The 13,177-nt window shown below is 36.2% G+C and carries 12 protein-coding genes; 2 read left to right on the top strand and 10 right to left on the bottom strand.

Features of this window, described 5'->3' with window-relative positions; genetic code table 11:
* Window positions 1-483: 483 nt before the first annotated feature.
* Both lysM and ES676_RS05780 read right to left on the bottom strand, forming a co-directional pair.
* Complete coding sequence (gene lysM, locus ES676_RS05785; protein ID WP_148369266.1) at window positions 484-969, bottom strand: peptidoglycan-binding protein LysM; 486 nt, start codon at window positions 967-969, stop codon at window positions 484-486.
* A gap of 173 nt (window positions 970-1,142) precedes the next feature.
* Entirely contained in the window at window positions 1,143-2,093 is a 951-nt protein-coding gene (locus tag ES676_RS05780) for a nicotinic acid mononucleotide adenyltransferase (RefSeq protein ID WP_148369264.1), read from the bottom strand.
* A 148-nt stretch (window positions 2,094-2,241) separates the two neighbouring features.
* Between ES676_RS05780 and ES676_RS05775 the strand changes: the two genes are divergently transcribed.
* Window positions 2,242-3,243, top strand: coding sequence for an NAD(P)H-dependent glycerol-3-phosphate dehydrogenase (locus ES676_RS05775; protein ID WP_148369262.1), 1,002 nt, complete (start codon window positions 2,242-2,244; stop codon window positions 3,241-3,243).
* A 189-nt stretch (window positions 3,244-3,432) separates the two neighbouring features.
* Here the strand turns inward: ES676_RS05775 and ES676_RS14675 are convergent, their stop codons facing one another.
* The 8 genes from ES676_RS14675 to ES676_RS05740 form a co-directional block, all read right to left on the bottom strand.
* A complete protein-coding gene (locus ES676_RS14675) occupies window positions 3,433-3,588 on the bottom strand; it encodes a hypothetical protein (RefSeq protein ID WP_170234429.1) in 156 nt (51 codons plus the stop codon).
* Window positions 3,589-3,628: 40 nt separating this feature from the next.
* Window positions 3,629-4,024: a hypothetical protein gene (locus ES676_RS05770; RefSeq protein WP_148369261.1), complete on the bottom strand. Its 396-nt coding sequence runs from the start codon at window positions 4,022-4,024 to the stop codon at window positions 3,629-3,631.
* A gap of 516 nt (window positions 4,025-4,540) precedes the next feature.
* Window positions 4,541-5,947 carry an efflux transporter outer membrane subunit gene (locus ES676_RS05765; RefSeq protein WP_148369259.1) on the bottom strand — a complete coding sequence of 469 codons (1,407 nt, stop codon included), beginning with the start codon at window positions 5,945-5,947 and terminating at the stop codon, window positions 4,541-4,543.
* Between the two features lie 2 nt (window positions 5,948-5,949).
* A complete protein-coding gene (locus ES676_RS05760) occupies window positions 5,950-9,105 on the bottom strand; it encodes an efflux RND transporter permease subunit (protein WP_148369257.1) in 3,156 nt (1,051 codons plus the stop codon).
* A 4-nt stretch (window positions 9,106-9,109) separates the two neighbouring features.
* Entirely contained in the window at window positions 9,110-10,231 is a 1,122-nt protein-coding gene (locus ES676_RS05755) for an efflux RND transporter periplasmic adaptor subunit (RefSeq protein ID WP_148369254.1), read from the bottom strand.
* Window positions 10,232-10,242: 11 nt separating this feature from the next.
* Window positions 10,243-10,746, bottom strand: coding sequence for a GbsR/MarR family transcriptional regulator (locus ES676_RS05750; protein ID WP_148369252.1), 504 nt, complete (start codon window positions 10,744-10,746; stop codon window positions 10,243-10,245).
* 141 nt (window positions 10,747-10,887) lie between these two features.
* A complete protein-coding gene (gene pheS / locus ES676_RS05745; RefSeq protein ID WP_148369250.1) occupies window positions 10,888-11,904 on the bottom strand; it encodes a phenylalanine--tRNA ligase subunit alpha in 1,017 nt (338 codons plus the stop codon).
* 155 nt (window positions 11,905-12,059) lie between these two features.
* Entirely contained in the window at window positions 12,060-12,416 is a 357-nt protein-coding gene (locus tag ES676_RS05740) for a hypothetical protein (RefSeq protein WP_148369249.1), read from the bottom strand.
* A 171-nt stretch (window positions 12,417-12,587) separates the two neighbouring features.
* Here ES676_RS05740 and ES676_RS05735 point away from each other — a divergent pair, with 171 nt between their 5' ends.
* Complete coding sequence (locus ES676_RS05735) at window positions 12,588-13,142, top strand: CvpA family protein (RefSeq protein WP_148369248.1); 555 nt, start codon at window positions 12,588-12,590, stop codon at window positions 13,140-13,142.
* Window positions 13,143-13,177: the final 35 nt, after the last annotated feature.

Here is a 13,177-nt window from a genome sequence, read left to right as displayed (position 1 = left end):
GGTCTAAGCCAAAAAAAACAATATACAGAACCGTTTCCGCTCCAAACACGCGCTTGTACTTAGACATTGAGAATATGTGATAAAGTTGACACGCCTCCTATCTTTTCATAAAAAACTTAATAAAGCCGGAAGCTAACAAAAGTCATCTTCTAGAACGTTATTATGTTATAATTTTGAATAAATTATAAAAACTATGACGGCAGTAAACCCAATACCCTTACTACTGATATTTACATCTTTAATTGGTTACATTACCCTTAGCATATGGTTTGTAAACAAAAACGAGCAAAAAAAACTAAACAGAACAATCTGGATTTGCATTATCTTAGGAATTCCATTTATAGGTTCTACATTCTGTTTTTTACAGGTACTTAATAAACAGTAATCGTATAAAAACATCCCTCGATAAATATTCTTATTACATAATAATCAATAAAAAAAGCCAACTCTATTAGAGGTGACTTTTTTTTCGTGTTTAAAGTACTAGTCCAAAGCTGGAATACGTAATACTTGGCCTGGATAAATTTTGTCTGGATCGCTAAGCATTGGTTTATTAGCTTCAAAAATAACTGGATATTTCATTGCGTTAGCATAATATTTTTTCGCTATTTTACCTAGCGTATCACCACTAACCACAGTATGAAACTGCGCTTCTGGCTCTTTATGCTCTACCGTCATTTGGTCGTCTACTGTCGCTATTCCATCACTATTACCCACTACTAAAATCACTTTTTCGCGCGTCGATTGGTCTGCCGCTTTACCAGATAGTGTCGCTTTATCATCATCAATTAAAATAGTAAGTCCTTCGACCTTTAAATCGAGATCTTGCACTGTTTCTTTTAATTTTATAGCAGCCATTTCCTCTAATTTTAATTCTGCTGCTTCCGCTTCGGCTTGTTCTTCTTTATCCGTTTTTCCTATTCCAAATACTTTGGCTCCTGCATTTTTAATAAATGAAAATAATCCCATAATGTTTATTGATTTTATCGTTAATAATTCGCGTGCTCACTTGTTGTAAAGTTTAAAAAAATCTTTCTTAATTCCTATTATTAAGAGGAATTAATAGCGACTAAACAAGAAAAAAAACTACTTAACCATTTTAGGCTGAGTAGTTCTAGGTTTATCTAATTAATAAAAAATTATTAATTTCTTGTACTGTTACGCGCATTTTCTTTTTTAATTGTGCGCTGCTTTCTTTTTTTATCTCCCGAGGTTTTAGTGGTATTTATAGTCGTGCCCTCTTTTAAATACTGAATATATCCGCGACCTTTAAATCTATAAAGCGTTCCAGAATCGGCATGAAAAAGTTCTATAGTTTGGTCGTTTTTAACATCCAACTCAAAAAATTCATTATCGAAATAATCATAATCGAGAGTTAGCGTTTTTAAGTACCTATTCCCCACTACATCTCCAACGCCATAAACTCCTGTAAAATCCCAATACAATGAGTTTGGGGGAGTGTTAGCTACGTCTTGAGAGCTTCTAAAGGTTACATCGTTACCTCCTGCTAAAAACTGTAAATAGTTTTCATCATCAAAAGCATTTAATGCACCATAATTACTAGTAAATGTTTTCTCCCAAGCTTCATATTCTTGTAAAAAATAATGAATATTATCATAAAACACATAATCATAATCAAATGTTGCACGCTGCGATCCGTTTAAGAAATAAGACGTATCCGTATACGGGTTATATAATTCAATGGTATTATAATCTATTTGATACACATCAAAAGTATCAAAACCGTCAATGTCATGATCGGTATCTAAAATTCTATTATACGCGTCGTAATACCCTATCGCAATACCAAAGCCGTTGCCTTGACTGCCAATACCCACTAAATTATTATTTGCATACAACACGCCATTTCTAAACGATACGGTAAATGCGATTTGTAAAAACGGTGTTTCTCCATACCCTATGGTTTCATTAATATCTACATACCAAAGCTCGTAAGAATTTAGTACTTGATTTAAAGATAACGGCGGTGGCGTCGTTTGTACATAATCGTCTTGAACAATTACATCGGTTTGGCAAGACGTTACTATTAGTGCCAAAAGCACTACACCAAGAATTCGTTTTAATTGTTTCATAACTGTCGTTTTTATGGATTGCTATTTAACGTTTTTCAAAAGTTGTGCCAGAAATAGAAAAGCTATTGTAACAAGGGTTTAGCTATCATTAATATTTTTGTATTTTTGAAGCTTACTTTAAAGACACTATAGGTTTTAAAAAGAGAATATGAGCAACGAATTAAAATATGCCGTTTTTGGATCTGGAAGTTGGGCCACCGCAATAGTAAAAATGTTATGCGAGAACCAAGCCGAGGTAGGCTGGTATATGCGCAGTGTGTATGCAAAAGAACATTTAATTAAGGAGCAGCACAACCCTAGTTACTTAAGCTCTGTAGAGTTTCGTTTAGAGCAATTAAAACTAAGTAACGATATTAACGAAATCGCTAACTATGCCGATGTTTTAATATTTGTTATTCCCTCTGCTTTTATCTATTCAGAATTAGAAAAATTAACGGTCGACATCACCAATAAAACAGTCGTTTCGGCAATAAAAGGTATTATTCCAGAAACTGGTTTGCTTTTAGGCGAGCATTTTCATGACACCTATAATGTACCTTTCGAGAACATCGCTGTCATTGCTGGCCCTTGCCACGCAGAAGAAGTCGCTTTAGAGCGTCTTTCGTACCTCACCATCTCGTGCGACGACGCTACCAAAGCGCAATACATTGCCAACGCCCTGTCTAGCGATTATATTAAAACAAAAATTAGCGACGACGTCATTGGTACCGAATACGCCGTTATGCTTAAAAATATTTATGCCATAGCCGCCGGTATTGCTCACGGATTGGGCTATGGTGACAATTTCCAAAGTGTGTTAATGAGTAACGCCATTCGCGAAATGAAGCGTTTTATAAAGAAAAAACATAAAATGAAACGCAACATTAACAACTCGGCGTACTTAGGCGATTTGCTCGTTACTGGTTACTCTTTATTTTCTAGAAACCGTATGTTCGGTAATATGATTGGAAAAGGCTACACCGTAAAATCGGCACAAATGGAAATGAGTATGGTTGCCGAAGGCTATTATGCCACCAAAAGCGCTTACTTAATTAATCAAAATAATAAAAAGAAAACCAAAATTCACATTATAGACACCGTTTACAATATTCTATACCAAGGGAAAGATCCTAAAAAAGAATTTATAAAACTCGCCGACAAACTCGATTAGTAACACCTTAAACCGATTTACATTTGCTTTTTGGGCGTTACCAAAGGTCGGGCTTTACGCTCCAATCTTTTGGCTCGTCCCACGCCAAAAGGATTTATGCTGCAATCCCTAACGCGGAGATTGACGTAAAACGAGACTGTTTTAGGGTTTAAGATTATCATTAATTATTTAAAACTTATTTTAAAAGATTTAGACTTTCTTTTTAATTAGTCCTACTACTATTAAAGCAATGCCCGCCCCTAATAAAAACCCAGTAATAAAGTCGATGCCGTCACTATCGAAATAAAAGCGTACAATAGCGCCTACTACCACTAAATTAAACCCAATAGCGCTTATTTTTTTCATTCTCTGTGTTTATGTAATTTACGTAACAGCACTGCTCCCATTACTTGGCAACAACACCGCGAGCTTCCATAAGCGGCACCGCTTGCAAGGCCTCTAAATTAATAGTATTCTTTTTAAACGTGTACACCTTATCGAACATCGTGTTGTCTTTAAAATAGGTGACTTTAAATTGATTGTTTAACGTAAATAATTCTTCTTGAATCATTTCAATTTTAGCGTAACTCTTTTTTGGTAGCACCTCTACTTTCTTGCGAAACTTAGACGTTATCTTGCTTTCCGAATAGCCATCGGTAACAATAATTACCATTTCTAAATCGGCATCATTGTCATTAATAATGTAAGCGTTCCAGTCCTGCGTTTTATAAATCGCGTTGTATTCGTTGACAATAGCCACATAAACACCTTCAACTTTTGGAATTTCGATATCTTTTTTCATACTGCAAAAATACAAATCTATTCAAAATAAGGGCTAGAATACGGTACCGTTATTATCGCTCTTAAATGACAGATTATACTATGCTCTAAAATAACGTTTAAAGCAAAGACGTTAAAAAGAGAATTTTACTTAACAGAAACGGCTCCAATTCTTATAAAGCACAACTCAGGAATTAATTTTATATTTATAGCCAGCCTTAGGTGTCCTTCCGCTTTAGGTTACTCTAAGCTCTATAAACACAAGAGCAAATACTAAATATTTTCTAAAGACTTCTATAGCCAAATCCACGTGTGGTAATTCCTTTTTATTGCAAACAGAAAAGAGGGTTTTAAGTATTTTACTACTCAAAACCCTCTTTTATAAATTAAAGTAATAGATACACTACCCACGTTAGTGTGTTGCTCTGTAATTTCTTTAATTTCAGTTGTAAACTAATCGATTAAAACATACGCTTTGTAATTTTGGACGTTCAGAATTGAACCTTCCAAAAAATCGCTTTTCTGTTTCTTCATTTACTTATTTCCAACCGCCACCTAAAGCTTCATATAAATTAACCATAGCAATGAGTTGCTGTAATTTACTGTCTACACTATTTAATTCGGCACTTAACGCACTTTGTCTTGCCGTTAATAAATCTAAATAATTGGCATAACCGTTTTTAAGCAATTCTTCAGAATTGGCTTCCGCGTTCTTTAATGCTGCGACTTCCAATTCTCTAAATTCTATTTTTTTAGTTTCAGCTTCGTAGGTGTATAAGGCATTAGACACTTCTGTTCCTGCCACTAATAGTATTTTCTTAAATTGCAGTAAAGCTTGCTCTTTTTGGGCAATAGCCACTTCATTTTGAGTCTTTATTTTTCGCTGATTAAACAACGGTTGCGTTAAACCACCAACAAGCGATGCAAAAAGTGAGTTTGCACTTAATAACTTATCTAATTCCAGACTTTGAAATCCGCCCGTAGCCGTTAATTTAAGCGACGGGTAAAAATTACTACGTGCGACATTAGTCAGCTCAAACGATTGTATTAAACCGTATTCTGCCGCCATAACATCTGGGCGATTACTTAATAAAGTTGCTGGCACTCCCAAACGAATGTCTTCATCGATATCTTGAACGCCTAAAGTGCTTCTTTCAAATTCTTGAGGGCCTTTTCCCAACAAAATACTCAAGGTATTCTCCATCTTAAAGATTGCCGTTTCTAAGTCTATTTGCAACGCTTTTGCATTATTATATTGTGCGATATTCTGGTCTACTGCTACTTGCGTAACTTGCCCGGCGTCTTTTAGTGCCTTAATAGTAACCACACTACTATCTCGCGTTAAAATTGTTTGCTTAGTAATCTCTAACTGAGTATCTAAAGCCAATAAATTGTAATAGGCGATAGCAATACTAGAAATAAGTTGCGTTTTTACGGCTTGATGTCCTGCAACACTTTGTAAATAAGCCGCTTGTGTCGCCCGCTTATTACTTCTTATTTTACCCCAAATATCTGCTTCCCAAGATAAATTAGCTGTTAAATCAAACTGATCGGTAGAGGTATCCGCCAAAAACGCTCCAAATTGACTGTTTTTAGACAATTCTTGGTGTGTAATACTCGCTCCCGCACTTAGCGTAGGGAAATAGCCCGCTTTGCCTTGTAAAGCATAAGCTTCGGCAGCTGCGAGTTGCTGAAGAGCGATTCTTACATCAATATTATTCTGTAAGCCTTCTTCTATATACTGCTTTAAATACGGATCTGTAAACATCGTGGTCCACGACACCTCAGCCATCGATAAACTATCGGTTGGCAAATTATCGGTACGGTATAACGCTTCCGTTTCTTGTAAAGCTGGTCGTTCGTATTCTTTTGCAACAAAGCAAGAGGTTAACACAAAAGACGCACCTAATAAAAGGACTATATTATATAAACTTTGTTTTCTCATAATTAATTAATTTCTGAAGGTGTTTCATTCGTGTTCTCTACTACTGGAGCACCCGTAAAGCGTTCTTGTAACCATTGGAAAACCACATACAATACTGGTATAATAAATACCCCAACAATGGTTCCTATTAATAACCCTCCAGCGGCACCAGTTCCAATAGAATTGTTTCCTTCTGCACCGACTCCTTTTGCTAAAACTAGAGGTAATAACCCTAAGATAAAGGCGAAAGACGTCATTAAAATAGGACGCAATCTTACTTTTGCACCATCGATGGCCGCATCAACAAGCGACAAGCCTTGTTGTCGTCTTTGAATAGCGAACTCTACAATTAAAATCGCATTCTTAGCTAACAGACCCAACAGCATTATTAAAGCAATTTGAAAATAAATATTATTCTCCAAGCCTGAGAAATAAGTTGTTAAATACGCCCCAGCGACACCAATTGGTAACGATAGAATGACTGCTAATGGTAAAAAATAACTCTCGTATTGTGCCGCTAAAAAGAAATACACGAACAGAATACTAATCATAAAAATAACAGTTGACTGACCAGAAGAGGCAATCTCCTCTCTTGTAATTCCTGAATATTCTACTTTATAACCTTCTGGCAGACTTTCTTTTGCCAGCGAATTAATTTTAGCAATCGCATCTCCGGAACTATAACCTGGCGCTGTAGAACCGTTTACCGTAACAGCGTTAAACAAGTTAAAACGGTTTACAGTTTGCGGCCCATAAGTTCTGTTTAAGGTTACAAATTGCGAAATTGGAGTCATCTCACCACTAGGTGTTTTTACAAACATACTGTTTAAGCTCTCTTCGTCTGTTCTATCTTCCGGTAGCGTTTGTACAAACACGCGGAACTGTTTACCAAAGCGACTAAAATCGGCCACATAATTACCACCAATATACCCTTGCAATGCAGATAAAATTGAACTGGTTGCGATACCGGCTTCTTCGGCACGCTCGATATTTATATCTAACTCTAATTGCGGAAAATTAGTACTGAATGAATTCGATGCGAAACCAATTTCGGGTTGTTGATTTAGCAGACCTACAAATTCGGTTGCTGTCGCATCTAGTTCTGTTAACGGGTTGGCTGCACGATCTAATAATCGCATTTCAAAACCATCAGCACTACCAAAACCGGGGACACTTGGAGGTGTGAAAAACAAAATTTTAGCATCCGGAATCATCGCTGACTTCCCAAATAATTGTCCGATAATAGCATCTACAGATTCGTCTTCCGTCGTCCGGTCTTCCCACCCTTCAAGAATTATAAAGCCCATTGCATTCGAGCTTCCTTCACCAGAGAAGAAGTTTCGACCACTAATAAACGAAGCGCCTTTAATTCCTTTTATGTTCTTAATGCTTTCATATAGTTTTTCCGTTACTTCAAAGGAGCGATCTAACGACGACCCTGGAGGCAATTCCGCATTCATAAAAATAACACCACGGTCTTCTGTGGGTACAAATCCTGTACGGATATTATTATTCATCCAGAAAATACCGAAAACACTAATTCCTAATATTACTACTGTAATCCACTTATGCTTTAATAAAAAACCTAATGAAGCTACGTATTTATTGGTTGTCGCATTAAATCCTGCATTAAAAGCATCGTAAAAGCGTTGTAAAACACTTTTCTTTTTATTAGGACTGTCTTTACGTGGTTTTAAGAAAATAGCACACAAAGCAGGTGTTAAGGTTAATGCATTTAATGCTGAAATAAATATAGCTATAATTAAAGTCACCCCAAATTGTTCATAAAACACTCCTGAGGGGCCCTTAATAAACGTAATCGGAACAAATACCGCCATCATTACTAAAGTAATCGATACGATCGCGCCGCTAATTTCGCTCATCGCCGAAATAGACGCTTTTTTAGCATCTGTATAGCCGCCTTCCAGTTTAGCGTGAACAGCCTCGACGACCACAATGGCATCATCGACTACAATACCAATGGCGAGAATTAAAGCGAACAACGTTAATAGGTTTATAGAATACCCAAAAACATTTAAGAAAAAGAAGGTTCCTATAATTGAAACAGGAACTGCAATCGCTGGTATTAAAGTAGATTTAAAATCTTGTAAAAAGATAAACACTACAAGAAACACCAATAAAAAGGCTTCGATTAAAGTGGTTTTTACTTTTCCAATAGATGCCGTTAAGAATTTATTGGTATCGTAATTAACTAAGTAATCGATTCCTTCCGGGAAATCTTCTTTTAAGTCATCTAACTTCTCATAAATATCTTCAATAATATCTTGTGCATTAGACCCTGGCGTTTGAAACACACCAAAGTTTAGTGCTGGAAACCCTTTAGAACGGGATAACGAAGAATAAGAAAACGCGTCAAGCTCTACCTTAGCAACGTCTTTAACTCTTAAATACTGACCGTTACCTAAAGCTTTTACAACGACATTACCATATTCCTCGGCGGTTTTATAACGGCCTTTATATTTTATAACATACTCGAAAGATTTCCCTGCATTCTGACCTAGAGATCCAGCGGCCGCTTCTAAACTTTGCTCATTAATAGCTTGTGTAACCTCTTTGGGCTCTAACTTATAAGCCGCCATTTTTGCTGGATCCAACCAAATACGCATCGCGTAATTTTTAGCTCCAAAAACATTTACCGCTCCCACACCGTTAATACGTTGTAGTTCTGGGATGACATTAATATTTAAATAATTCTGAATATAGGTATCGTCGTATTCGGGGTTTTCAGAATATAAAGCCGCATATAATAATGCTGAATTTTGTTGTTTAGCTGTAATAACTCCTGCACGTGTTACCTCAGATGGTAATAAGGCATTAGCACGAGACACTCTGTTCTGAACGTTTACCGCTGCAATATCTGCATCGTAACCTTGCTCAAAAAACACTTGAATAGAGGCAGACCCCGAGTTACTCGCTGTAGAGGTTATGTATGTCATGCCCTCCACACCATTAATTTGTTCCTCGATAGGCACAATAACACTTTCTAGTATCGTTTCTGCGTTCGCCCCTGGGTAAGACGCATTTACTTGTACCGTTGGCGGTGCAATATCAGGATATTGAGTTACTGGTAATTGGGTTAATCCTAAGACTCCCAAAATAACTATGACGATGGATATGACCGTGGATAATACCGGTCTTTCTATAAATTTCTTAAACATACTTTTACGATTTAAAAACGGTATTAAATGAATTTATAATACTATCCATTGCCATTGGTATAGGTTTTATTTTACTTCCAGGGCCTACTTTATTAATTCCTTTTGCTAATATAGTTTCACCTTCTTCTATACCGCTGTCGATAATATATAATCGGTTGGCTGTTGCTTTTACCGAAATAGTCTTAACTATTAAAGAATCACCTTGAACACGATAAACGTAGTACTTTCCTTGTTTTTCAAATGTCGATTCTGCTGGAACTACTATAGCATTTTTAAACGTTTTAGGCACTAAAACGGTTCCGCTACTTCCATTTCTAAGTAAACCTGTTTTATTTGAAAACTTAGCTCTAAACGTGATCGTTCCGGTTTGTTGATTGATATCTCCTGTAATGGTTTCTATCGTTCCTTCTTGTTCGTAAAACGCACCATTTGCTAATTTTAATTTCACTTTCGGAAATTTTGAAATTTTATCTTGATACGATTCTCCTTCGGCTGCAGCCATAAACTCTATAAATTGTTTTTCGTTCATTGAGAAATACGCGATCACATTTTCAATAGAAGAGACATTAGTTATAGGCATAGGGTCTTGAGCACTTACTAAAGCGCCCTTTCTGAAATTTATAGAACCGACAACACCGTCTACCGGACTTTTTACATTGGCATAATTAATATTGGCAGTAACACCGTTATAACTACTTTTTGCTTGTGCTAATCGCGCTTTTGCCGTTTCCAGTTGTACGTTACTAATAATGTTTTTTTCTACTAACGGTCTTAGTTTATCCACCTCAACTTGTGCCGCATTTACATTCGCTTTTGAAGCTTCGGCATCCTGGCTTAAAGAAGCCGTTTCTAATTTGAATAATAACTGACCTTGTTTTACAATTTCACCTTCATCTACCAATACATTTTTTATGTATCCAGAAATTTTAGGTCTAACATCACTATTTACCTCCCCCTCAATTCGAGTTGGGAAACTATTGTAAGATGTTATCGTTTTATGCCCTACTGTAAACACCGGGAATGGTAATACTTGCGGTGCCTTTTGTTGTGGTTCGTTTTTGCCACAGCTTGATAAAATAAGCACTAAACTTAGCACGACTAGATTTTGTATTGAATTAATTTTCATTGTCTTGGCGTTTATATTTCAGATTTATTATTGTCTATTTTTATTTTTAATTGTCTCATCGAGGCTGATGCTTCGTCTATAAATTGGATATAATCATTATGGAAACTTAAATCGAAAGTTTCTGCCGGAGTAATTTGCTCTAAAGCGTTTATAGATTCCTTGTAACTTTTTACTTCTACGTGTAATTGTTTTTCCTCACACCAAGTAGACAGCATATCATCAATCTTTTGTAAAATCTTGTCTGGATTAATTACAAAGTACTTTTTACGATCTCCCACTTTAGTAAAGTATTGTATTTTACTTAAATCTTGTAGATGATGTAAATGTGTAGAGATAGTACTTTTACTTGCACATAAACGTAAAACGAGATCTTCAAAGGTAGTACCCACTTTTCCTGTAAGAATGATGTAGGCTAAAATTCTGGCAGCCACAGGAGCGAGATGCTCTGTGTTTTCCATATGAACCCCCAACTTCTCGACGAGTTCACTTTTCTTGTCACAAATAGGGTTAGTCATTTACGTCTTTAATTTTTTAGTAAGTGAGCAAAAATACAACACGTTCGGTTTACCCCGAACTAAGCGAAGTTAAAAAAATGTTAAATAAAAAAACCGATATTGCTATCGGTTTTAAGTCTATAATAAAGTTATGAGTACGGTTTATAAAGCACTTTTAAATTGCTCTAAAAAGCGCACATCGTTTTCACTTAATAATCTAATATCGCTAATTTGGTGCAACAGCATCGCAATACGATCTATTCCAACTCCAAAAGCAAACCCTGAATATTCTTCGGGATCGATGTTACAGTTTTTTAAAACATTAGGATCTACCATACCACAACCTCCAATTTCTAACCACCCTGTACCTTTTGTAATCTTATGATCGGTTTCTGTTTCTAGCCCCCAATACACATCGATTTCTGCACTTGGTTCTGTAAATGGAAAGTACGACGGACGGAGTCTAATTTTAGATTTCCCGAACATTTCTGTAGTGAAATACTGAAGCGTTTGTTTTAAATCTGCAAAACTAACATCTTTATCGATATACAAACCTTCTACTTGATGAAAGAAACAGTGAGAACGGGACGAAATCGCCTCGTTTCTGTAGACACGTCCCGGTGAAATAGTACGAATAGGTGGTACGTTATTTTCCATATAACGCACTTGCACAGAACTGGTGTGCGTACGCAATAAAATATCGGGATTGGTTTGAATAAAAAACGTGTCTTGCATATCGCGTGCCGGATGGTATTCTGGCAAATTTAATGCGGTAAAGTTATGCCAATCGTCTTCTATTTCCGGACCTTCACTAACGTTAAAACCGATATTAGAAAAGATATCGATAATTTGGTTTTTAACTATAGAAATAGGATGTCTTGCTCCAATAGAAACAGGATCGCCTGGTCTTGACAGGTCGCCACTAGAAACAGCTTCTTCTGAATTTGCTAACCCTTCTTTTAAGGTGTTAACTTTATCTTGGGCCGTGTTTTTTAACTGATTTATGGCTTGACCAAATTCTTTTTTCTGATCGTTTGCCACATTTCTAAACTCGGCAAAATACGTATTAAGGAGTCCTTTTTTGCCTAAAAATTTTATTCTAAAAGCCTCTACTTCTTCTTGAGACTGTGTTGTAAAAGCATCTGCTTCTGCTATAAGTTCTTTTATCTTATCTATCATAATATCTTGTGATTACCGGTCACTTAGTAATTAAAATGGCTGCAAATTTACTGATTTATTGTGGTTTTTGCGTTAAGGATAGCAGCGATATCCTTTTTGCTTTTTCGCAAAAAGATTTAGCGAATAGCCTGACCCTTTGGGTAACGCCCTAATTGCTAATTTATAAAGTCGTTTTCTACAAAATAATTTACCAATGCTTCTTTCATTAAAACGCTTTGTTCTCCAGCTTTTAAATGTGGTAATTCTTCTTCTATTGTGTAATGTGGCCAGCCTTCATCGTCGACATAATCGAGTTTGTAATAGCCGTATGGGCTTAGTAATTTACAAATTGCTATGTGCATTAAATCGAGTTTATGGTCTTTTTTAAAGCTGCGATGTAACTGCCCTAATTCTTGTACGCCAACCAGGTAAATTATGGCGTCTAACTCTAACGGATCTCCGTCTGCAAACTGGTTGGATAGCTTTAATACCAGCAATTCCCAGCGTTCTTTTAATTCTGTGTCTCTTGACATATAGTGATTCCTATGTTTAGGAAATTTCTTTAATTATTTATATTCCTTTTACATTCTGGCAACAAAAAACAGTGGTTTTAAGTGCTAAAATGGGTTTCTACAACCTTAAACACAAAGGTATTTGGTTGCAGTGGCAAAGTTAATTTATATTTGTTAAAATTCTGATGTATTATGAGTGTTATTGATATTGTATTGGCGGCCTTATTACTGTTTGGTTTGGTGCGTGGTTTTATGAAAGGATTATTTGTAGAGGTTGCCTCGCTGGTTGCTCTGGTCGCTGGGGTTTATGGGGCAATTCATTTTAGTCATTTCGCCGGTTCTTTTTTAGAAAACAAAACAGAATGGGACGAGCAAACTATTAATGTAACCGCATTCGCTATTACTTTTGTGGTGATTATTGTGGTGATTTCTATTGCAGGAAAAGCGTTAACCAAACTCGCCAATTTTGCTGCTTTAGGAATTTTAAACCGCTTACTAGGTGCTGTCTTCGGCGTTTTAAAAATTGGATTGATTCTAAGCATTTTACTTATTGTTTTTAATACAATGAATAATTCTTTGCCCTTTTTATCTGAAGAAGAGCTAGAAGACTCATTACTCTACGAGCCTGTAAAAAGTTTGGCGCCCTTAGTTTTACCGCGTATTATTAAAACTGAAGCCGATGACTTATTTGAAGATGAAACAACACCCGACGAAACACCAGAAACGGAAGCAGAGACCACTTCTTAACTGTCTTTGGTAAGTTTATAATGATCGTTTGTGCT

The sequence above is a fragment of the Bizionia saleffrena genome (assembly GCF_008086175.1).
Taxonomy (GTDB): domain Bacteria; phylum Bacteroidota; class Bacteroidia; order Flavobacteriales; family Flavobacteriaceae; genus Bizionia; species Bizionia saleffrena.
Note: the sequence above shows the minus strand (reverse complement) of the source record. Positions and strands in the feature narration are given on the sequence as shown.

What these genes read in the sequence shown, in the direction of transcription:
- lysM (WP_148369266.1), bottom strand. Translation starts at nt 969, where the DNA reads ATGGGATTATTTTCATTTATTAAAAATGCAGGAGCCAAAGTATTTGGA.
- ES676_RS05780 (WP_148369264.1), bottom strand. Translation starts at nt 2,093, where the DNA reads ATGAAACAATTAAAACGAATTCTTGGTGTAGTGCTTTTGGCACTAATA.
- ES676_RS05775 (WP_148369262.1), top strand. Translation starts at nt 2,242, where the DNA reads ATGAGCAACGAATTAAAATATGCCGTTTTTGGATCTGGAAGTTGGGCC.
- ES676_RS14675 (WP_170234429.1), bottom strand. Translation starts at nt 3,588, where the DNA reads ATGAAAAAAATAAGCGCTATTGGGTTTAATTTAGTGGTAGTAGGCGCT.
- ES676_RS05770 (WP_148369261.1), bottom strand. Translation starts at nt 4,024, where the DNA reads ATGAAAAAAGATATCGAAATTCCAAAAGTTGAAGGTGTTTATGTGGCT.
- ES676_RS05765 (WP_148369259.1), bottom strand. Translation starts at nt 5,947, where the DNA reads ATGAGAAAACAAAGTTTATATAATATAGTCCTTTTATTAGGTGCGTCT.
- ES676_RS05760 (WP_148369257.1), bottom strand. Translation starts at nt 9,105, where the DNA reads ATGTTTAAGAAATTTATAGAAAGACCGGTATTATCCACGGTCATATCC.
- ES676_RS05755 (WP_148369254.1), bottom strand. Translation starts at nt 10,231, where the DNA reads ATGAAAATTAATTCAATACAAAATCTAGTCGTGCTAAGTTTAGTGCTT.
- ES676_RS05750 (WP_148369252.1), bottom strand. Translation starts at nt 10,746, where the DNA reads ATGACTAACCCTATTTGTGACAAGAAAAGTGAACTCGTCGAGAAGTTG.
- pheS (WP_148369250.1), bottom strand. Translation starts at nt 11,904, where the DNA reads ATGATAGATAAGATAAAAGAACTTATAGCAGAAGCAGATGCTTTTACA.
- ES676_RS05740 (WP_148369249.1), bottom strand. Translation starts at nt 12,416, where the DNA reads ATGTCAAGAGACACAGAATTAAAAGAACGCTGGGAATTGCTGGTATTA.
- ES676_RS05735 (WP_148369248.1), top strand. Translation starts at nt 12,588, where the DNA reads ATGAGTGTTATTGATATTGTATTGGCGGCCTTATTACTGTTTGGTTTG.